At 57.4% G+C, this 21,419-nt stretch carries 18 protein-coding genes and 2 tRNA genes; 17 read left to right on the top strand and 3 right to left on the bottom strand.

Annotation, left to right across the window (positions count from 1 at the left end; translation table 11 throughout):
* The first annotated feature begins 18 nt into the window (after positions 1 to 18).
* Complete coding sequence (locus AB4N92_RS07925) at positions 19 to 423, top strand: hypothetical protein (RefSeq protein WP_031291218.1); 405 nt, start codon at positions 19 to 21, stop codon at positions 421 to 423.
* A 9-nt stretch (positions 424 to 432) separates the two neighbouring features.
* Here the strand turns inward: AB4N92_RS07925 and AB4N92_RS07920 are convergent, their stop codons facing one another.
* Complete coding sequence (locus tag AB4N92_RS07920; RefSeq protein WP_010206607.1) at positions 433 to 741, bottom strand: YhbY family RNA-binding protein; 309 nt, start codon at positions 739 to 741, stop codon at positions 433 to 435.
* A gap of 106 nt (positions 742 to 847) precedes the next feature.
* Here AB4N92_RS07920 and rlmE point away from each other — a divergent pair, with 106 nt between their 5' ends.
* The 16 genes from rlmE (at position 848) to AB4N92_RS07840 (ending at position 17,073) form a co-directional block, all read left to right on the top strand.
* The gene (rlmE, locus tag AB4N92_RS07915; protein ID WP_010206606.1) at positions 848 to 1,498 is read left to right on the top strand and encodes a 23S rRNA (uridine(2552)-2'-O)-methyltransferase RlmE; all 651 of its coding nucleotides are present in this window, start codon (positions 848 to 850) and stop codon (positions 1,496 to 1,498) included.
* 200 nt (positions 1,499 to 1,698) lie between these two features.
* Complete coding sequence (gene ftsH / locus AB4N92_RS07910; RefSeq protein ID WP_010206605.1) at positions 1,699 to 3,609, top strand: ATP-dependent zinc metalloprotease FtsH; 1,911 nt, start codon at positions 1,699 to 1,701, stop codon at positions 3,607 to 3,609.
* 8 nt (positions 3,610 to 3,617) lie between these two features.
* The gene (folP, locus tag AB4N92_RS07905) at positions 3,618 to 4,469 is read left to right on the top strand and encodes a dihydropteroate synthase (RefSeq protein WP_045791623.1); all 852 of its coding nucleotides are present in this window, start codon (positions 3,618 to 3,620) and stop codon (positions 4,467 to 4,469) included.
* Between the two features lie 16 nt (positions 4,470 to 4,485).
* Positions 4,486 to 5,823, top strand: coding sequence for a phosphoglucosamine mutase (glmM, locus tag AB4N92_RS07900; RefSeq protein WP_010206601.1), 1,338 nt, complete (start codon positions 4,486 to 4,488; stop codon positions 5,821 to 5,823).
* A gap of 66 nt (positions 5,824 to 5,889) precedes the next feature.
* Positions 5,890 to 6,645, top strand: coding sequence for a triose-phosphate isomerase (gene tpiA, locus AB4N92_RS07895; RefSeq protein ID WP_003194193.1), 756 nt, complete (start codon positions 5,890 to 5,892; stop codon positions 6,643 to 6,645).
* 4 nt (positions 6,646 to 6,649) lie between these two features.
* A complete protein-coding gene (secG, locus tag AB4N92_RS07890) occupies positions 6,650 to 7,033 on the top strand; it encodes a preprotein translocase subunit SecG (protein WP_010206600.1) in 384 nt (127 codons plus the stop codon).
* Positions 7,034 to 7,055: 22 nt separating this feature from the next.
* Positions 7,056 to 7,141, top strand: a tRNA-Leu gene (locus tag AB4N92_RS07885).
* A 96-nt stretch (positions 7,142 to 7,237) separates the two neighbouring features.
* Positions 7,238 to 7,314, top strand: a tRNA-Met gene (locus tag AB4N92_RS07880).
* Between the two features lie 140 nt (positions 7,315 to 7,454).
* Positions 7,455 to 7,913, top strand: coding sequence for a ribosome maturation factor RimP (gene rimP, locus AB4N92_RS07875; RefSeq protein WP_003235029.1), 459 nt, complete (start codon positions 7,455 to 7,457; stop codon positions 7,911 to 7,913).
* 47 nt (positions 7,914 to 7,960) lie between these two features.
* Positions 7,961 to 9,442, top strand: a complete 1,482-nt coding sequence (gene nusA / locus AB4N92_RS07870) for a transcription termination factor NusA (protein WP_010206599.1) — start codon at positions 7,961 to 7,963, stop codon at positions 9,440 to 9,442.
* Positions 9,443 to 9,469: 27 nt separating this feature from the next.
* Positions 9,470 to 11,995: a translation initiation factor IF-2 gene (infB, locus tag AB4N92_RS07865; RefSeq protein ID WP_010206598.1), complete on the top strand. Its 2,526-nt coding sequence runs from the start codon at positions 9,470 to 9,472 to the stop codon at positions 11,993 to 11,995.
* 159 nt (positions 11,996 to 12,154) lie between these two features.
* Positions 12,155 to 12,550: a 30S ribosome-binding factor RbfA gene (gene rbfA, locus AB4N92_RS07860; protein ID WP_016973761.1), complete on the top strand. Its 396-nt coding sequence runs from the start codon at positions 12,155 to 12,157 to the stop codon at positions 12,548 to 12,550.
* A 3-nt stretch (positions 12,551 to 12,553) separates the two neighbouring features.
* Complete coding sequence (gene truB / locus AB4N92_RS07855) at positions 12,554 to 13,471, top strand: tRNA pseudouridine(55) synthase TruB (RefSeq protein ID WP_010206595.1); 918 nt, start codon at positions 12,554 to 12,556, stop codon at positions 13,469 to 13,471.
* 115 nt (positions 13,472 to 13,586) lie between these two features.
* Positions 13,587 to 13,856, top strand: a complete 270-nt coding sequence (rpsO, locus tag AB4N92_RS07850) for a 30S ribosomal protein S15 (RefSeq protein ID WP_003177875.1) — start codon at positions 13,587 to 13,589, stop codon at positions 13,854 to 13,856.
* A gap of 195 nt (positions 13,857 to 14,051) precedes the next feature.
* Positions 14,052 to 16,157: a polyribonucleotide nucleotidyltransferase gene (pnp, locus tag AB4N92_RS07845; protein ID WP_010206593.1), complete on the top strand. Its 2,106-nt coding sequence runs from the start codon at positions 14,052 to 14,054 to the stop codon at positions 16,155 to 16,157.
* A gap of 295 nt (positions 16,158 to 16,452) precedes the next feature.
* A complete protein-coding gene (locus AB4N92_RS07840) occupies positions 16,453 to 17,073 on the top strand; it encodes a BON domain-containing protein (protein WP_010206591.1) in 621 nt (206 codons plus the stop codon).
* A gap of 291 nt (positions 17,074 to 17,364) precedes the next feature.
* On the opposite strand, the gene AB4N92_RS07835 is transcribed toward AB4N92_RS07840, so the two are convergent.
* Complete coding sequence (locus tag AB4N92_RS07835; RefSeq protein WP_236267413.1) at positions 17,365 to 20,283, bottom strand: DUF748 domain-containing protein; 2,919 nt, start codon at positions 20,281 to 20,283, stop codon at positions 17,365 to 17,367.
* Between the two features lie 87 nt (positions 20,284 to 20,370).
* Positions 20,371 to 21,387, bottom strand: coding sequence for a class I SAM-dependent rRNA methyltransferase (locus AB4N92_RS07830; protein ID WP_010206587.1), 1,017 nt, complete (start codon positions 21,385 to 21,387; stop codon positions 20,371 to 20,373).
* Positions 21,388 to 21,419 lie beyond the last annotated feature (32 nt).

Raw genomic sequence — 21,419 nt, 5'->3', positions numbered from 1 at the left:
CCGCTTCGTGCGGGCGCCATGCTTTGGCAGCTCTCTCAGATGCTTTGGGTGGGTGGCCTGTGGTTGTTGCACATCGGCGTATTGCCTGCGCTGGGCTTGATTGGCCTGGCGCCGTTGCTGATTGATGAGATCGATGGATTGCTCAGTGCGTTGCTGGTGGGTTTTGCGGCGGCGTGCGTGACGCTCCAGGTATTGGTGCTGGTCAAGACCGAGGGCTTGGGGAGTTTGTGGCGGGATATTCGCGGGCAACTGCTGTTGATGGCGCTGTATGCGTGTGCAATGTATTGCATTGTGCATGTCTGGCTGCCGGAAGCGTTGCGCTGGCAGCTATTCAGCTATCTTGTGCTAGGGTTTTCCGGCCTGGTCCTGGTTTTACAGCCTGCACCGGGATGGAGTGGCGGGGCGCGCGAAGCACGCCCGTGACCCTTTTTATTACTTGAAGCGGTGTACGTTCGATAGTTGCTTGTTGACGCTGAAGTTCTTGCGATACAGCAGCGCCATCTTGCCGATGACCTGGACCAGGTCAGCTTTGCCTACCTTGCACAGTTCCGCAATGGCAGCCAGGCGCGCTTCGCGGTCAAGGATGTTGACCTTGATCTTGATCAGTTCATGATCGTTCAGCGCACGTTCGAATTCGGCTAACACACCTTCAGTCAAACCGTTATCTGCCACAATCAGAACTGGTTTCAGATGGTGGCCAATGGATTTGTACTGTTTCTTCTGCTCTTGAGTGAGCGGCATAATCTGACCCCTGCGTCTGATCTTGTAAAAAGCGGCGGCCAGTTTACCCGAGCGAGTCCGGGACCGCCCAGTTAATCACGACCCGTTTTATTTTTCGAGGTGGCCCGTGGCCCGTTCCAAAACCAGCCTTAAGTGGCTACAAGAACATTTCAACGATCCTTACGTCAAAAAGGCGCAAAAGGACGGCTACCGTTCCCGGGCCAGCTATAAGCTGCTGGAGCTCCAGGACAAGGACAAATTGTTCCGCCCCGGCATGAGCGTTATCGACCTGGGCGCCGCCCCGGGGGGCTGGTCCCAGGTGGCCAGTCGTCTGATTGGTGGGCAAGGCCGCTTGATTGCTTCCGATATCCTGGAGATGGACAGCATCCCGGACGTGACCTTCGTGCACGGCGACTTTACCCAGGACGCTGTCCTGGCCGAGATCCTGGAAGCTGTAGGAAATTCGCAAGTGGACCTTGTGATTTCTGACATGGCCCCCAATATGAGTGGATTACCGGCTGTTGATATGCCGCGAGCCATGTTCCTGTGCGAGTTGGCACTGGATCTGGCGGGTCGGGTATTGCGTCCGGGGGGTGATTTCCTGGTCAAGGTCTTCCAGGGTGAAGGCTTCGACGAGTACCACAAGAACATTCGCAAGCTGTTCGACAAGGTGCAGATGCGCAAACCGGACTCTTCTCGGGACCGGTCTCGCGAGCAGTATTTGCTGGCGCGGGGGTTCCGCGGCATTGAAGGCGCCGCCAGTGATGAGCGTCTTTGAAGGTTTGAAGGGAGTCGATAGGTTTTTTTATATCGCTTTCGTCACGAAGCTTTACGAATATTGTGTAGTCAAAGTTTCACAAAGGGTTACAGACGGCGCCTGCCAGAGTTGTAGGTAATGTAGTAAGTTAGGCCGGTGAATATCATGCGAAGCGCGCGCCAGTAGCGGAGCTTGCTTCAGAGGGTAGTTAATTGAACGATATGGCAAAGAATCTGATCCTGTGGTTGATCATCGCGGCTGTCCTGGTGACGGTGATGAACAACTTCTCCAGCCCTAACGAGCCGCAGACCCTCAACTATTCCGACTTCATCCAGCAAGTTAAGGATGGCAAGGTCGAGCGCGTAGCGGTTGATGGCTATGTGATCACCGGCAAACGCAATGATGGCGATAGCTTCAAGACCATTCGTCCGGCCATCCAGGACAACGGTCTTATCGGCGACCTGGTCGATAACCACGTGGTTGTCGAAGGCAAGCAGCCTGAGCAGCAGAGCATCTGGACCCAGTTGCTGGTAGCCAGCTTCCCGATCCTGGTGATCATCGCCGTGTTCATGTTCTTCATGCGCCAGATGCAAGGCGGTGCGGGAGGCAAGGGTGGGCCGATGAGCTTCGGCAAGAGCAAGGCGCGCCTGCTTTCCGAAGATCAGGTGAAAACGACCCTGGCTGACGTCGCCGGTTGCGACGAAGCGAAGGAAGAAGTGGGCGAGCTGGTCGAGTTCCTGCGTGATCCGGGCAAGTTCCAGCGCCTGGGCGGTCGCATTCCTCGCGGCGTACTGATGGTCGGTCCTCCGGGTACCGGTAAAACCTTGCTGGCCAAGGCGATTGCCGGTGAAGCCAAGGTGCCTTTCTTCACCATTTCCGGTTCTGACTTCGTTGAGATGTTCGTCGGTGTCGGTGCCAGCCGTGTTCGCGATATGTTCGAGCAGGCCAAGAAACACGCGCCCTGCATCATCTTTATCGATGAAATCGACGCCGTTGGTCGCCATCGTGGTGCCGGTATGGGCGGCGGTCATGACGAGCGTGAGCAGACTCTTAACCAGTTGCTGGTTGAGATGGACGGCTTTGAAATGAACGATGGCATCATCGTTATCGCTGCAACCAACCGTCCGGATGTACTGGACCCTGCGTTGCTGCGTCCGGGTCGTTTCGACCGTCAGGTTGTAGTTGGCTTGCCGGATATCCGTGGCCGCGAACAGATCCTGAAAGTACACATGCGCAAAGTACCAATGGGCGACGATGTGGCTCCGGCCGTGATTGCGCGTGGTACGCCTGGATTCTCTGGTGCCGACCTGGCCAACCTGGTCAACGAGGCTTCGCTGTTTGCGGCCCGTACCGGCAAGCGCATCGTTGAAATGAAAGAGTTCGAATTGGCGAAAGACAAGATCATGATGGGCGCCGAGCGCAAATCCATGGTCATGTCCGAGAAAGAGAAGCAGAACACCGCTTATCACGAAGCCGGTCATGCCATTGTCGGTCGCGTTGTGCCCGAGCACGACCCGGTCTACAAGGTGTCGATCATTCCTCGTGGTCGGGCGCTGGGCGTCACGATGTTCCTGCCGGAAGAGGACCGTTACAGCCTCTCCAAGCGTGCCCTGATCAGTCAGATCTGCTCCTTGTACGGCGGTCGGATTGCTGAAGAAATGACCTTGGGCTTCGACGGTGTCACTACCGGTGCTTCCAACGACATCATGCGTGCCAGCCAGATTGCACGGAACATGGTGACCAAGTGGGGCTTGTCGGAGAAACTCGGCCCGTTGATGTATGCCGAAGAAGAAGGTGAGGTATTCTTGGGGCGCGGCGGTGGTGGTCAAAACGCTAGCTTCTCCGGTGAGACGGCCAAGCTGATCGACTCCGAAGTGCGCAGCATCATTGACCAGTGCTACGGCACCGCCAAGCAGATCCTCACGGATAACCGCGACAAGCTGGATGCCATGGCGGATGCGCTGATGAAGTACGAGACCATTGATGCCGACCAGATTGACGACATCATGGCCGGTCGCGTACCTCGTGAGCCTCGCGATTGGGAAGGCGGTTCAGGCACCTCTGGCACGCCGCCAGTGGTTCAGAATGAACGCCCTGAAACTCCGATCGGCGGCCCCGCAGCTGACGTCTAAGGTTTGAAATGACTTCTGTGTTGTCCTCCACCCGGTTGCCTTGCGGCAATCGGGTTCTTGATTTGGCCCATACGCATGTCATGGGCATTCTTAATGTAACTCCCGACTCCTTTTCCGATGGCGGCCGCTTCAGCCGGCTTGATGCTGCATTGCGTCATGCTGAAGCAATGGTTGCGGCAGGGGCGACCCTGATTGATGTCGGTGGCGAATCGACCCGTCCTGGCGCTCGCGTGGTATCTCCCTTGGAAGAGCTGGAGAGAGTCGCGCCGATTGTCGAGCGTATTGCGCGTGAACTGGATGTGATCATCTCGGTTGATACGTCGACGCCGGCCGTGATGCGCGAAACTGCGCGCCTTGGGGCGGGGTTGATCAACGATGTGCGCTCCCTTCAGCGTGACGGGGCCCTTGATGCCGCTGCGGCAACCGGGTTGCCGGTGTGCTTGATGCATATGCTGGGAGAGCCCGGCAATATGCAGGACAGCCCTCACTACGACGATCTTGTTGGTGAAGTGAGTGGTTTTCTTGCTGAGCGAGTCGCTCAATGCGCTGTCGCGGGAATTGCCGCAGAAAAGATCATCCTTGATCCCGGTTTCGGCTTCGCCAAGACCCTGCAGCATAATCTAAGCCTGTTCAAGCATATGGAATCCCTGCATGCCTTGGGTCGCCCTCTGTTGGTCGGCGTTTCACGCAAGAGCATGATTGGCCTGGCCCTGAATCGACCGGTGGGGGAGCGCTTGTACGGTGGTCTTGCGCTGGCGGCGCTTGCAGTGACCAAGGGCGCGCGAATATTACGTGTGCATGATGTTGCCGAGACGGTGGATGTAGTGCGTATGATTGCCGCGGTAGAATCAGCCGAATAAGAATGATGGAGCACTTATGACTAAAAAATACTTTGGTACCGACGGCATCCGTGGTCGGGTCGGCGAATTTCCGATCACTCCTGATTTCATGCTTAAGCTGGGTTGGGCAGCTGGTATGGCGTTCCGCAGCATGGGCGCGTGCCGCATCCTGGTGGGTAAGGACACTCGCATCTCGGGCTACATGTTTGAGTCTGCGCTCGAGGCGGGTCTATCCGCTGCAGGTGCTGATGTCCTGTTGCTGGGCCCAATGCCGACGCCGGCGATCGCTTACCTGACGCGTACCTTCCACGCTGAGGCCGGTATTGTGATCAGTGCCTCGCACAACCCGCATGATGACAACGGCATCAAATTTTTCTCGGGCCAGGGCACCAAGCTGCCGGACGAGATCGAGTTGATGATCGAAGAGTTGCTGGATGCACCGATGACGGTGGTTGAGTCCAGCAAGCTGGGCAAGGTGTCGCGTATCAATGACGCCTCAGGCCGATATATCGAGTTCTGCAAAAGCAGTGTGCCGAGCAGCACCAGTTTTGCCGGCCTGAAGCTTGTTGTCGACTGCGCTCATGGGGCGACCTATAAGGTGGCGCCAAGCGTGTTCAAGGAGCTGGGTGCGCAGGTAACTGTTTTGTCGGCTCAACCTGATGGCTTGAACATCAACGAAAACTGCGGCTCAACCCATATGGAGCAATTGCAGGCCGCTGTCTTGGCTGAGCATGCTGATCTGGGTATTGCTTTCGATGGCGATGGCGATCGGGTGCTTATGGTCGATCATACCGGCGCAATCGTTGATGGTGATGAGCTGCTGTTCATCATCGCTCGTGACTTGCATGAGCGTGACAGGCTGCAAGGTGGTGTTGTCGGGACCTTGATGAGCAACCTGGGGTTGGAGCTGGCCCTTTCGGATCTGGGCATTCCTTTTGTTCGCGCAAATGTAGGTGACCGTTACGTCATCGCTGAGCTGCTGGAGCGCAACTGGCTGATCGGTGGTGAGAACTCCGGGCATGTGGTTTGCTTCCAGCACACGACTACCGGCGATGCGATCATTGCAGCGCTTCAGGTATTGATGGCTCTGCGGGCTCGCGGGGAAAGCTTGGCCCAATCGCGTCAGGCGTTGCGTAAGTGTCCTCAAGTTCTGCTCAACGTGCGCTTCTCCGGCGGCGAAAACCCGATTGAGCACCCTGCTGTCAAAGAGGCGTGCGAGCGCGTGACCCTTGCTATGGCTGGGCGTGGCCGCGTGTTGTTGCGCAAGTCCGGCACAGAGCCTCTGGTGCGTGTCATGGTCGAAGGTGACGATGAAACACAGGTTCGCGCACACGCTGAAGACCTGGCAAAACTGGTAACTGAAGTTTGCGCCTGAATTCGGCTTGCCAGTGGTGATGTGGTTGGGTAACATCTGCGCCCACTTTGACCGACGAGGTACAGCATGCGTCGCACTATGGTAGCTGGTAACTGGAAGATGCACGGTACCCGCGCCAGTGTCGCTGAGCTGATCAATGGCCTTCGTCACTTGGCCTTGCCGAGCGGTGTTGATGTCGCGGTGTTCCCACCTTGCTTGCATATCAACCAAGTGGTTGATGGCTTGAAAGGCAAGTCGATCCAGGTCGGCGCGCAGAACTCTGCGGTGGAGCCGATGCAAGGTGCGTTGACGGGTGAGATTTCACCGAGTCAGTTGGTCGATGCGGGTTGTTCCTATGTGCTTGTCGGGCACTCCGAGCGCCGTCAGATGATGGGCGAGCGTGATGGGACACTCAATCGCAAGTTCGCAGCGGCACAGGCTTGTGGCTTGATTCCGGTGTTGTGCATAGGGGAGACCCTGGAGCAGCGCGAATCGGGCAAGACTCTTGAAGTTGTCTCGCGTCAGCTGGGCAGCATCATCGAGGAGCTGGGTGTTGGTGCGTTTGCAAAGGCAGTGATTGCTTACGAGCCGGTCTGGGCCATTGGCACCGGGCTGACTGCTACACCGCAACAGGCGCAGGATGTGCACGCAGCCATCCGCGCGCAGTTGGCGGCAGAGAATTCTGAAGTCGCACAAGGTGTGCGTCTTCTATACGGCGGCAGCGTGAAGGCGGCCAATGCGGTCGAACTGTTCGGCATGCCGGATATCGATGGGGGGCTCATTGGTGGAGCTTCCCTGAATGCAGATGAGTTCGGTGCGATCTGTCGCGCCGCGGGAAACTGAGAAAATGCTGGAAACAGTCGTAGTCGTTTTTCATCTGTTGGCTGCCCTGGGCGTAGTTGCCCTGGTTTTGTTGCAACAGGGTAAAGGTGCGGATGCTGGTGCGTCTTTCGGTGCAGGTGCTTCAAATACTGTGTTCGGAAGCCAAGGTTCCTCTACCTTTCTTAGTAAGTTTACTGCTATACTTGCCGCCGGTTTCTTCATAACCAGCTTGGGGTTAGGTTACTTTGCTAAAGAGAAAGCTCATGTGCTGACTCAAGTAGGTCTCCCAAACCCAGCAGTGTTGGAAGTACCAAAAGCAAAACCGGCTTCTGATGATGTCCCGGTGCTTCAAGAGCAAAAGTCGGCTACTCCAGCGACTGACGTACCTCCAGCTCAAGAGCAGAAGTAAGAAGGGTTGTAAGCGCTGTATTGCCGAGGTGGTGGAATTGGTAGACACGCAACCTTGAGGTGGTTGTGCCCATAGGGTGTAGGGGTTCGAGTCCCCTTCTCGGTACCAATTATCAGGAGAGCCCGCTGTTGCGGGCTTTCTTGTAGGTGGAAGGTTACATTGACCCTGTAAGGGATCGGTCGTATACTTCCGCCCCAGCTTTGTCGCGGGGTGGAGCAGTCTGGTAGCTCGTCGGGCTCATAACCCGAAGGTCGTCGGTTCAAATCCGGCCCCCGCAACCAGTTTTAGCGGAGCCCCTTTTAAGGGGCTTTTTGTTAGCTGGACACTTTCAACGCCGCTGTTCGACGGCGTTTCAAGGATGGGCGTTTCGCCCATTTTTTTATTTTGCACAGCATGCACATACATGCACGAGGGGGTTCAGGTGTCGAGCAAGCTAGAAGAGTTGCAGGCCTTGTTGGCCCCGGTGGTCGTGGCCCTAGGCTATGAATGCTGGGGTATTGAGTTTTCGGCTCAAGGTCGCCACTCAATGTTGCGCGTTTATATCGATAAAGAGGGCGGCGTGCTGGTGGACGATTGTGCCATTGTCAGCCGTCAGATCAGCGGTGTCCTGGATGTTGAAGATCCAATCTCCGTTGAATACACCCTCGAAGTTTCCTCGCCAGGCATGGAACGCCCACTGTTCACTATTGATCAGTTTGCAAAATTTGCCGGTGAACAAGTGAAGATCAAGCTGCGGTCTCCCTTTGAAGGGCGACGCAACTTTCAGGGCCTTCTGCGCGGTGTAGAAGAACAGGATGTCGTGGTGCAGGTAGAAGACCATGAATTCCTGTTGCCGATCGATATGATCGACAAGGCCAACATTATTCCCAGTTTTGACTGAGACGCGGATCCCGCGGATCCAATGGCTTGCGAAAGGCGAGGCGTACGATGAGCAAAGAAGTACTGCTGGTTGTTGAGTCGGTATCCAATGAAAAGGGCGTACCGGCAAACGTGATTTTTGAAGCGTTGGAGCTGGCCCTGGCCACTGCTACCAAAAAGCGTTTTGAAGACGAAGTTGATCTGCGTGTGGAAATCAACCGCCACACCGGTGCCTATGAGACTTTCCGTCGCTGGACGGTCGTCGAAGAAGCCGATCTTGATGATCCGGCGATCGAAACCTGGCCAAGCAAGGTTGCGCAAACGCATCCTGGCGCCAAGGTCGGTGATGTCGTCGAAGAAAAGATCGAATCGATCGAATTCGGCCGTATTGCTGCACAGACCGCCAAGCAGGTCATTGTGCAGAAGGTTCGCGAAGCCGAGCGCGCTCAAGTCGTTGACGCTTATCGCGAGCGCCTGGGTGAAATCATCTCCGGCACCGTGAAAAAAGTCACCCGCGACAACGTGATCGTCGACCTGGGCAACAACGCCGAAGCGTTGCTGGCCCGCGAAGACATCATTTCTCGCGAAACCTTCCGTGTCGGCGTGCGCCTGCGTGCGCTGCTCAAGGAAATCCGCACCGAGAACCGCGGCCCTCAGTTGATCCTGTCGCGTACCGCGCCGGAAATGCTGATCGAGCTGTTCCGTATCGAAGTGCCGGAAATCGCCGAAGGCCTGATCGAAGTCATGGCTGCGTCCCGCGACCCGGGTTCGCGCGCCAAGATCGCGGTCCGTTCCAAGGACAAGCGCATCGACCCGCAAGGTGCTTGCATTGGTATGCGGGGTTCGCGCGTCCAGGCAGTGTCGGGCGAGTTGGGCGGTGAGCGTGTGGACATCGTCCTGTGGGACGATAACCCGGCGCAGTTCGTGATCAACGCCATGTCGCCGGCTGAAGTGGCGGCAATTATCGTTGACGAGGATGCCCATGCAATGGACATCGCCGTTGGCGCAGACAATCTGGCTCAGGCCATTGGTCGTGGTGGTCAGAACGTGCGTCTGGCCAGCCAACTGACCGGTTGGACCCTGAACGTGATGACCGAATCGGACATCCAGGCTAAGCAGCAAGCTGAAACCGGTGACATCCTGCGCAACTTTATCGAAGAGCTGGAAGTCGATGAAGACCTGGCGCAGGTGCTGGTAGATGAAGGCTTCACCAGCCTGGAAGAGATTGCCTACGTACCGTTGGAAGAAATGCTCAACATCGACGGCTTTGACGAAGACACCGTCAACGAGCTTCGCGCTCGGGCCAAGGATCGTTTGTTGACTAAAGCCATCGCTACTGAGGAAAAGCTGGCAGACGCCCATCCGGCCGAAGACCTGCTCTCGCTTGAGGGTATGGACAAGGATTTGGCGATGGAACTGGCGGTGCGCGGCGTAATTACCCGCGAAGACCTGGCCGAGCAGTCTATTGACGATCTGCTCGACATCGACGGCATTGACGATGATCGTGCCGGCAAGTTGATCATGGCCGCCCGAGCCCATTGGTTCGAGTAACTAGGCGCGGCCTGAGGAGAGAAGTGCATGACGCAAGTCACGGTGAAACAACTGGCCGATGAGGTCAAAACACCGGTAGAGCGCCTGTTGCAGCAGATGCGTGAGGCAGGTCTGCCGCACACCGCCGCCGACGAAGGTGTGAGCGACAGTGAGAAGCAGTCTTTGCTGACTCACTTGAAGAGCAGCCACAAGGCGAAAGTGGAAGAACCGCGCAAGATTACATTGCAGCGCAAAACCACCAGCACCCTGCGTGTTGCTGGTAGCAAGAGCATCAGCGTTGAAGTACGCAAGAAGAAAGTCTTCGTACAGCGCAGCCCGGAAGAAATCGAAGCCGAGCGCAAACGCGAACTGGAAGAACGTCGCGCAGTAGAAAATGCTGCTCGTCAGAAGGCTGAAGAAGAAGCCAAGCGTCGCGCCGAAGAAGAAGCGCGTCGCCAGCCTGCTGCTGCGCAACCTGCTGGTACTGAAGCGGTCGCCGCACCTGCTGCGCCTGTTGAAGCTGTGCGTGAGGCCGCTCCGGTTGCCGCCGCACCTGCTCCTGCAGCAGACGCTCGCAAGCGCGACGAACCTCGTCGTCCGGACAAACCACGTGCCGACGATAACAATCGTCGTGGTGGTGGCGGCGATGGCGAGCGTAAAAACGCTCCACATCGTGCCTCGGTCAAAGAGAAAGCGCCTGCTCCACGCGTTGCTCCACGTACTACCGACGAAGAAAGCGATGGCTTCCGTCGTGGTGGTCGCGGCAAGGCCAAGCTGAAAAAACGCAACGCCCACGGTTTCCAGAGCCCAACCGGCCCTGTCGTGCGTGAAGTGAAGATCGGCGAGACCATCACTGTTGGCGATCTCGCCCAACAGATGTCGGTCAAGGCAGCTGAAATCATCAAGTTCATGTTCAAGCTGGGTACGCCAGCCACCATCAACCAGGTACTGGATCAGGAAACTGCCCAGTTGGTTGCTGAAGAGCTGGGCCACAAAGTGACCCTGGTCAGCGACACCGCCCTGGAAGATTCCCTGGCCGAGTCCCTGAAGTTTGAAGGTGAAGCCGTTTCCCGTGCACCGGTTGTGACCGTAATGGGCCACGTTGACCACGGTAAGACTTCCCTGCTCGACTACATCCGTCGTGCCAAGGTAGCTGCGGGCGAAGCCGGCGGTATCACCCAGCACATCGGTGCGTACCACGTTGAAACTGACCGTGGCATGGTGACGTTCCTCGACACCCCTGGTCACGCCGCGTTTACCGCGATGCGTGCCCGTGGTGCCAAGGCAACCGATATCGTGATCCTGGTGGTTGCAGCCGATGACGGCGTGATGCCACAAACCATCGAAGCCGTTCAGCATGCCAAGGCAGCTGGCGTTCCGCTGGTTGTTGCGGTGAACAAAATCGACAAGCCGGGCGCCGATCTTGATCGCATCCGTAGCGAACTGTCGGTTCACGGCGTGACTTCCGAAGAGTGGGGTGGTGACACTCCATTCGTACCGGTCTCCGCGAAGATGGGTACCGGCGTTGACGAACTGCTCGAAGCCGTTCTGTTGCAAGCCGAGGTTCTGGAACTGACTGCTACTCCATCGGCTCCTGGCCGTGGCGTTGTGGTTGAGTCCCGTCTCGATAAGGGCCGTGGCCCGGTTGCGACCGTGCTGGTTCAAGACGGTACCCTGCGCCAAGGCGACATGGTGCTGGTCGGTTCGAACTACGGCCGTGTACGTGCCATGCTCGACGAGAACGGCAAGCCAATCAAGGAAGCAGGTCCAGCTATTCCGGTCGAGATCCTCGGCCTGGACGGTACCCCGGACGCTGGCGACGAGATGAGCGTAGTGGCCGACGAGAAGAAAGCCCGTGAAGTGGCTCTGTTCCGTCAAGGCAAGTTCCGCGAAGTCAAACTGGCCCGTGCTCACGCCGGCAAGCTGGAAAACATCTTCGAGAACATGGGCCAGGAAGAGAAGAAGACGCTTAACATCGTCCTCAAATCTGACGTACGTGGTTCCCTCGAAGCGTTGAACGGCGCCTTGAACGGCCTGGGTAACGACGAAGTGCAAGTGCGCGTTGTCGGTGGCGGTGTGGGTGGTATCACCGAATCCGACGCCAACCTGGCACTGGCTTCCAACGCTGTACTGTTCGGCTTCAATGTGCGTGCCGATGCTGGCGCTCGCAAGATCGTCGAGCAGGAAGGCCTGGACATGCGTTACTACAACGTCATCTACGACATCATCGAAGACGTCAAGAAAGCCCTCACCGGCATGCTTGGCAGCGACGTCCGGGAGAACATCCTGGGTATTGCCGAAGTCCGTGACGTGTTCCGCTCGCCGAAGTTCGGCGCGATCGCCGGTTGCATGGTGGTTGAAGGTGTTGTGCACCGTAACCGTCCAATCCGTGTACTGCGTGAAGACATCGTTATTTTCGAAGGCGAGCTGGAATCCCTGCGCCGCTTCAAGGATGACGCTTCCGAAGTACGTGCCGGCATGGAATGCGGTATCGGCGTCAAGAGCTACAACGACGTCAAGGTTGGCGACAAGATCGAAGTCTTCGAGAAGGTTCAGGTTGCTCGCAGCCTCTAACTCGCGCACTTCCGGAGCCACGCCGCGTGTGGGCATGCAAATGCCTCGCGCAGCGTACGGACTCTAAACGCAACGCCCGGTCTGGCTTTTGTCAGGCCGGGCGTTTGCCGCTTTCAGACCCCACGGGTTTCACCGTGTGGCAGTAACAGGTAACAAGACATGGCAAAAGAATACAGCCGTACCCAGCGAATCGGCGATCAGATGCAGCGCGAGCTGGCCCAACTGATCCGTCGCGAAGTCAAAGACCCGCGCGTTGGCCTGGTCACCATCACCGCCGTAGAAGTGAGCCGTGACGTGGGTCACGCCAAGATCTTCATCACCGTGATGGGGCAGGACAGCAGCGAAGAAATCGCACAAAGCATCAAGGTGCTCAACTCCGCTGCAGGTTTCCTGCGCATGCAGTTGGCCCGTGAAATGAAGCTGCGCAGTGTTCCGCAGTTGCACTTCCACTACGACGAAAGCGTCGTGCGGGGTGCGCATCTGTCGGCATTGATCGAGCGCGCCGTGGCCGAAGACAGCCAGCACCCGTCCACACCTGAAGACGCCAAGGAGTAAGCGGTGGCTCAGGTCAAACGTATCCGTCGCAACGTCAGCGGCATCATTCTGCTCGACAAGCCTATTGGCTTTACCTCCAATGCCGCGTTGCAGAAGGTCCGCTGGTTGCTCAACGCCGAAAAGGCCGGGCACACCGGCAGCCTCGATCCCCTGGCCACCGGCGTACTGCCGTTGTGCTTTGGCGAGGCCACCAAGTTTTCGCAGTACCTGCTCGATTCCGACAAGGGTTACGAAACCCTGATGCAACTGGGCAAGACCACCACCACGGCCGACGCCGAAGGTGATGTTCTGCAGGTTCGCGACGTGACCGTTGGTCGTGCTGATATTGAAGCTGTTTTACCCGGTTTTCGTGGGGAAATCAGTCAGATACCGCCGATGTACTCGGCTCTCAAGCGTGATGGCCAGCCTCTCTACAAGCTGGCACGTGCGGGCGAAGTAGTGGAGCGCGAACCGCGTTCTGTTACTATTGCGCGCTTGGAATTACTCGCCTGTGAAGGCGACACCGCCCGGTTGGCCGTGGACTGCAGCAAAGGCACCTATATTCGTACCCTGGTGGAAGATATCGGTGAAAAGCTCGGTTGCGGCGCGTACGTTGCAGAACTGCGACGCACCCAGGCCGGTCCTTTCAGCCTGGCCCAGACGGTCACGCTGGAAGAGTTGGAAGCGGTACATGCCGAAGGCGGCAACGAAGCGGTTGATCGCTTCCTGATGCCATCGGACAGCGGTTTGCTCGATTGGCCGTTGTTGCACTTCTCGGAGCATAGCGCGTTCTACTGGCTCAACGGCCAGCCGGTACGTGCCCCGGATGCCCCGAAGTTCGGCATGGTGCGTGTACAGGATCATAACGGTCGCTTTATCGGTATCGGTGAAGTGAGCGAAGACGGGCGTATAGCGCCACGTCGACTGATTCGGTCAGAATGACCGAACGAGTGTGGCTGTTAACAGGCACGGTCAACACTCATTTTTAGATACAGGGATTTGTCCCTGGCCTGTTGAAACTGCCCTTTGGGTGGTTTCCTGAAAAAAGGATTGCCTCATGGCTCTCGACGTTCAAGAAAAAGCACAAATCGTTGCTGACTATCAGCAAGCTGTTGGTGACACTGGTTCGCCAGAAGTGCAAGTTGCACTGCTGACCCACAACATCAACAAGCTGCAAGGTCACTTCAAGGCCAACGGTAAAGATCACCACTCCCGTCGTGGTCTGATCCGCATGGTAAACCAGCGCCGTAAGCTGCTGGACTACCTGAAAGGCAAGGATCTGGGTCGTTATCAGACTCTGATCGGTCGCCTGGGTCTGCGTCGCTAATAAGCGATTGCGCTAGAGGTTGGTTGTCTGCCGTGTGTCAGTGGGATTCCCGCTGGCCCATGGTAGGCTCCCAGCCTCAAGTTTTATCTGGATACACGTTTTACCCTGGACCAGGTTCGGGCCGATTCCCGACATTGCCCAAGAATTTCGCAAGAAGACAAGTTCCCCCAAGAGCCACAAAGAAGGTAGGACACCGTGAACCCGGTTATCAAAAAATTCCAGTTCGGTCAGTCGACCGTTACCCTCGAGACAGGCCGTATCGCCCGTCAAGCCTCCGGCGCAGTGCTGGTTACCGTTGACGACGACGTTACCGTTCTGGTGACCGTTGTTGGCGCCAAGACCGCTGACCCGAGCAAAGGCTTCTTCCCTCTTTCCGTTCACTACCAGGAAAAGACTTACGCTGCCGGTAAGATCCCTGGCGGTTTCTTCAAGCGCGAAGGCCGTCCTTCCGAGAAAGAAACCCTGACTTCCCGACTGATCGACCGTCCGATCCGTCCGCTGTTCCCAGAAGGCTTCATGAACGAAGTGCAGGTTGTCTGCACCGTCGTTTCCACCAGCAAAAAGACCGATCCGGACATCGCTGCGATGATCGGTACTTCGGCTGCCCTGGCGATCTCCGGCATTCCTTTCGATGGTCCGATCGGCGCAGCCCGCGTTGCTTTCCACGAAAGCACCGGCTACCTGCTCAACCCGACTTACGAGCAACAGAAAGCTTCGAGCCTGGACATGGTCGTCGCCGGTACCTCGGAAGCCGTGTTGATGGTTGAATCGGAAGCCAAAGAGCTGACCGAAGACCAGATGCTGGGTGCCGTACTGTTCGCGCACGACGAGTTCCAGGCCGTTATCAAGGCCGTCACCGAGCTGGCCGCAGAAGCTGCCAAGCCAACCTGGACCTGGGCTCCACAAGCCGAAGCCACCGAGCTGCTGGGCGCTATCCGCTCCGAGTTCGGCGCTGCCATCTCCGACGCCTACACCATCACCGTCAAGGCCGACCGTTACGCTCGTCTGGGCGAGCTGAAGGATCAGGTTGTTGCCAAGCTGTCCGGTGAAGAAGGCCAGCCTTCCGCCAGCGACGTTAAAGCGGCTTTCGGTGAAATCGAATACCGTACCGTTCGCGAAAACATCGTTAACGGCAAGCCACGTATCGACGGTCGTGACACCCGCACCGTACGTCCGCTGAACATCGAAGTTGGCGTTCTGCCAAAGACTCACGGTTCGGCGCTGTTCACCCGTGGTGAGACTCAGGCTCTGGTCGTCGCGACCCTGGGCACCGCCCGTGACGCACAATTGCTGGACACCCTGGAAGGCGAGAAAAAAGACCCGTTCATGCTGCACTACAACTTCCCACCGTTCTCGGTAGGTGAGTGTGGTCGCATGGGTGGCGCTGGTCGTCGCGAAATCGGTCACGGCCGTCTGGCCCGTCGTTCGATCGCAGCCATGCTGCCTGCCGCTGACGTGTTCCCGTACACCATCCGTGTGGTCTCGGAAATCACCGAATCCAACGGTTCCAGCTCCATGGCGTCCGTTTGCGGTGCTTCCCTGGCGCTGATGGATGCTGGTGTGCCGATGAAGGCACCGGTTGCCGGTATCGCCATGGGTCTGGTTAAAGAAGGCGAGAAGTTCGCCATCCTGACCGACATCCTGGGTGACGAAGACCACCTGGGCGACATGGACTTCAAAGTAGCCGGTACCGCCAAAGGTGTGACCGCGCTGCAGATGGACATCAAGATCAAGGGCATCACCGAAGAGATCATGGAAATCGCCCTGGGCCAAGCCCTGGAAGCGCGCCTGAACATCCTCGGCCAGATGAACCAGATCATTGGTCAGTCGCGTACCGAACTGTCGGAAAATGCTCCGACCATGATCGCGATGAAAATCGACACCGACAAAATCCGTGATGTCATCGGTAAAGGCGGCGCGACTATCCGTGCGATCTGCGAAGAGACCAAAGCTTCGATCGACATCGAAGACGACGGCTCGATCAAGATCTTCGGCGAAACCAAGGAAGCGGCTGAAGCAGCACGTCAGCGCGTACTGGGCATCACCGCAGAAGCCGAGATCGGCAAGATCTACGTGGGTAAGGTTGAACGCATCGTCGACTTCGGTGCATTCGTCAACATCCTGCCGGGCAAGGACGGTCTGGTTCACATCTCCATGCTGAGCGACGCTCGCGTTGAGAAAGTGACCGACATCCTGAAAGAAGGCCAGGAAGTGGAAGTGCTGGTGCTGGACGTGGATAACCGCGGCCGTATCAAGCTGTCCATCAAGGACGTAGCAGCAGCCAAGGCTTCGGGCGTTTAATCGCCCCAAGCGTTCAGCTGAAAAAGAGGACTCTTCGGAGTCCTTTTTTTATGCCTGGGGGAAAATGTCGGGAAATCAGCCGCTTAGCAAAATCCAAAAGCCGCAACTTGCATGCAGAGGCGGGGGCTTTCATGCAAGATGCACGATTCCGAAAATTAGCTGTTTTCTTAACTCATTGTTTTATAAGGATTTAATCGCCGTTCACGACTTGGCACACTGCCTGCAATATCCCTGTTAACGCTGCAGCATCAAGGTTTACGCACTGCAGATTTTTAATAAAACAGGAGTTACTCGTATGAAGAAGTTCGCTCTCGCTACTGCTACCGCTCTGACCCTGGCCATGGGTGCTAACGTTGCCTTTGCTCAGACTTCCCAAGCGCCAATGACCCTTGCAGCTGGTGAAGCTACCAAGGCCAAGGAAGCTACTTCTGACACTTGGATCACCACCAAAGTTAAAGCCGACCTGTTGACCGAAAAAGGCATTCCAGGTTCTGACATTAAGGTTGAAACCAACAAAGGCGTGGTTTCCCTCTCTTCGGATGTAGCTATCTCGGACGCGCAAAAAGAGACTGCCGTAGCTATCACCAAGAAAATCAAAGGTGTAACTGCCGTATCGGCTGATGGCCTGCTGGCTGGCGGCGCGACCAAGGCTGACAACGTCGACAAAACCAAAAGCGCAGCTGCGGGTGCCAAAGAGTCCACTTCGGACACTTGGATCACCACCAAAGTAAAAGCTGACCTGGTTACTGAGAAAGGCATTCCTGGTACCGACATCAAAGTCGAAACCAACAAAGGCGTAGTGTCCCTGTCTTCGACCGCTCCGGTCACTGAAGCTCAGAAAACTACCGCGGTGAACATCACCAAGAAAATCAAAGGCGTTAAAGCTGTATCGGCCGATGGCCTGAAAGCAGAGTAACGCACCCGTTTCGTCTGGACTGGACGGCGGCGGCTTAGGGTGAGTTAGATATCCACCTGATGCACCTCTGGAGTTCATGCGACCGACCACACGGATGTGGTCATTACAGGCCCCGGCACTTGTGTTGGGGCCTGTTCTATTGTGGGTCGGATACATTTTGTAGGTTTATGAAGATCAAATGTGGGAGCGGGCTTGCTCGCGAATACAGCGTTTCAGTCGACAATATTGTGACTGACACTCCGTATTCGCGAGCAAGCCCGCTCTCACTTTCAGATGTGTATGGGGGCCGGTTTACTCGGCATCCAGATGCATCGGTGTCACCACCCGCCCATCCTTCTCTGCCTGCCCCAGGTTGGCATCGATGAAGTACACCCGGTCATCCTCCAACTGTCCTTTATCCACCAGGTAGTCCTTGATGGTGCTGGCACGGTCCTGGCCGAGTTGGCGCAGCAGCACGTCACTGCTACTCCAGAACTTGATCACGCCGTCACGAAGCTTCGTGCTACGGTCATCGCTGCTCAGGTCTTTCCATTCGGCCGGTGGTTGTTGTTTCAGGCGAGTGCGGTAGATGCCTTCCAGCAATGGCGCTTTTTCCTTCTCGGGGACGACAAGCAACGATGCCTGGGCCGGCACCTTGTCTCCACGCCGCTGAAGAATCTTGTAGTAGTTGTACTGGTATTCACGCTCCAGTCGTTGGGCCGCCAGGATTGGTCCATCGCTGCTGGCCGCCGCTGTGCCTTCGATCTCCAGGCGCAGGGTAGGGCGTTCTTTCAGTGCTTTGGCCAACGTGTTCAGGGCGCCTTCAGCATCCTTGTTCAGTTCGCTGGAGCCAGCGGCGAACGATACGTTGCCAAGGTCTTCCGAGCCGCCGCCCGTCACCAGACCACCAATAAACTTGAACGGCGCCGTCGCTGCACGCACCACCAGGTTGCGCAGGGTCTGCCAGACAATTGGCATCACGCTGAACTGCGGGTTATTCAGGTCACCCGTCACCGGCAGTTCGATCGAGATTTTGCCGTCAGTGTCCTTGAGCAACGCGATTGCCAGGCGAATCGGCAAGTCCACGGCATCGGCGCTGTCGACTTTTTCACCCAGTTGCAATTGTTCGACCACCACTTTGTTCTCGGCCTTCAGTTGGCCTTTGGTGATCACGTAGTGCAGGTCGAGGTTCAGTCGACCCTTGCGGATACGGAAACCGGCGAACTTGCCGGAGTAGGGCGTCAAGGTGGTCAGCTCTACGCGTTTAAAGCTTGTTGCGATATCCAGCGACGCCATCGGGTCGAATGGGTTCACACTGCCCTTGATGGTCACCGGCGCATAACGGTCAACCTTGCCTTTGATATCGACGCTGGCCGGTTTGGCCTGGCGACTGTCGATGGTGCCGATCTGCCCGTTGAGCTGTTGAATCGCCGTCGCGAAGTTAGGCGTAAGGCTGAAGTCGGCAAAGTTGGCCGAACCGTCGTTGATCGCAATCTGGCCGATACGAATGCCCAACGGCTTTTCCTTGCTGGCGGGCTTGGGCGTTTTGTCGGCGGGTTGTGGAATCAACAGGTCATCAACGTTGGTGGTGCGGTCATCGTTGATCATGAAACGTGCATAGGGCTGCAGCAGGTTGACCTTGTCGATCGACAGGCTGTCGCCGTGCTGATAGTTCACGCCTTCGAGCACCAGGCGCTGCCATTTGAGGAAGTCGCGGGTCTTGAGGGTATCCAGAGTGTGCAACTGGTCAACCTGTGCCCGGCCCGTAACCTGGAGCTTCAAGGGATCAGTGCTTTTCAGGTTCACATCGAGATTGCTGCCGAGCATGCCGCTACGCAGTTCCAGGCGGATGAACGGGCTGATATAGGACTGGGCGACCCGCAGGTCGATGTCCTGGGTATTCACTTTCAACTTGGCGCTGACCGGGTTGAGGTTGACCTCGCCGGTCGCCTGAACCTTGCCCTGCTTGCCCAGGCCCGTGTCGACTTTCAACGTGAATGGGCTCTGGTTGAGGCTATCGAAGTTCTGCACATCGACGTTCAGCGGGCCGACTTCCAACGCGACCGCCGGCTTGGCCTGACGGTCAGCCAGGTGCACCTGATAGTTGCGCAGTTGCACGTCCTTGAGCAGCACTTGCCAAGGCTTGCCTGGCACGACGGGTTCAGCTTTTGGCGAGCCGGCGGTGGCGGGTGCATTTTTGGGCTCGGACGCCGAGTCCGGTTTGCTGGGTTGGCTGGCGAACAGTTTCTGCCAGTCCAATTGCCCATCCGCTTCGAGCGCGGCCCAGGTTTCCAGTTTGTTGCTGCGGATCTTGCCAACGATAACCTGCTGTTTGGCGAGGTCTACCGTCGTTTCGCTGATGTCCAGGCGCTCCAGGCGCACCAAGGGGCGGCCGTCAGGCGCCTTGATGGCAAACGGCGCGATGCTGGCGGCGGTGTTGGTGAGGTTCAGTTCGGTCTCTTTGGCCAGGCTGAACTTGTACGCGGTGCTGAAGTTGAGCACGCCGTCTTCCAGTACCAAGGGCAGTGCGTCGCGTACGTAGGGCCACCAGGCTTTCATCTTGCCATCGGTGACTTTCAATGTGCCCTCGGAAGTCATCGGCACCAGGCTGAAATTACCTTTCCAGTCGATCTGCCCGCCTTCAGGCCCGGCTGCCACCAACGTCATATCGGCGTTGTCTTCAGGCAGGGTACTGAGGTTCTTCAGCTCGAAGTCGAGCTTGTCGTAGAGGAATTCGATGGGCTCGCTGGGGCGCAAGTCTTCAAAATGCACATAGCCGCCGGCCAGCTTGATGCTGTCTATGCGCAGCGGAAACGGCTTTGCATTCGGATCGGTCGGGGTCGGCTCGCTGGGCGGCAATTTGAACAACTGCGCGAGGTTCAATTGGCCGGACTTGTCGAAGAGCAGCTCGGTCTTGGGTTTGTCCAGTTGTATATCTGCCAGGTGCAGGGCGCGGGTCCAGAGGCTGTCGATCTGCAGGTTGGCGTAGAGGCGTTCGAATCCCAGCTGTTCCTTGCCTGGGTCACCGATTTTCAACCCCCATGCTGTCACTTCCAGGCTGAACGGATTGAGCTCGATCCGCTCGATCCGCGCCGGCACCGTGGCGTAATTGGCCAGTTGCTGGTTGGCAATGCGCAGCGCGACACCAGGGAGAATCAGGAAGCCCAGCAAGCTGTACAGGGCGAGTGCGGTCAACAAGGCGCCAGCGGCGCGAATCAATCCTTTGGGCATGGGGCGGCGCCATCTATGTCAATCAGGAGTGCCTTGGAGTATGGCACGGGTTTTCGGTTCCGAAGAACGGGTCCTTTGGGAAACGTCTTACAGCTGCAGTATCAAGGTTTTCAGCGGTGGTTGTTGATCCTGCGAGGGAAAGTCCGCACCTGGCGTCATGACTTTCCAGTCACGCACGGGACGTCCGGCCTTTTCTGCGCAACGCAACACGTGTTCACGCCAGTCTTCCATGCTGACTTTTGCCAAGTTGTTGCAGCAGATCAGCACACCGTTATCAGCTGTTGCCAGCAGCGCGGGCTTGAGCAGGCTCTGGTAGTCGCGCAGCAGGTCGACGGTGCCGAACGCGCTCTTGGCCCAGGCTGGCGGATCGAGCAGCACCAGGTCGTATTGACGTTGCTCCAGGCGCGGATAACTGGGCAGCTTTTGCCCGCGGCGCTGGGTGATCGGCAGGCCGGCCAGTTGGCGAATTGCCGGGAAGTAGTCGGACTGTACGAATTCCATGGTCGGCAACTGCGGGTTCAGCAAGCCGTTTTCACGACCGACCGCCAGGTTGCCCTCGGCAAAGTCCAAGTTGCACACCTCACGCGCACCCCCGGCGGCCGCGCTCAGGCCTACGCCGCAGGTATAGGCGAACAGGTTCAGCACACTTTTGCCGGCACTGTGGGCCTTGACCCAGCCACGGGTGTTACGCAAATCAAGGAACAGCAGTGGGTCTTGCCCGGCATGGCGCCCGCGCACGCGGTAATTGAGGCCCCACTCGTGGCCTACCAGGTCTTCCAGTGCAGCGGGCTCGGCACGATAAACCGTGTCGTCGCGGTCAATGCGCGAGTTGCCACGGGAACGGTCGTTGTAGACCAGCAACAACTCCAGGCCCAAGCACTGGTTGACCTGTTGGTGCAGGTCCAGCAGTTCTGCGGTTTCCAGGGGGTGGTGGAAGCTCTGGACCAGTAATTGCGGGCCGTAGCGGTCGACGGTCAGGCCGCCGGCGCCTTCCTGGCTGCCATGGAACAGGCGGTAGCAGTCGCTGCCTTGGGCGTGCAGCTCATTGATCAGGTCTTGGCGATGATCGAGGGCGGCGCGCAGCGCCTGATGCAGAGGAGACATGGAGCGCGCCTTGCTGGGGAAATGAGGGCGCG

The sequence above is a fragment of the Pseudomonas sp. S3_A09 genome (assembly GCF_054668065.1).
Note: the sequence above shows the minus strand (reverse complement) of the source record. Positions and strands in the feature narration are given on the sequence as shown.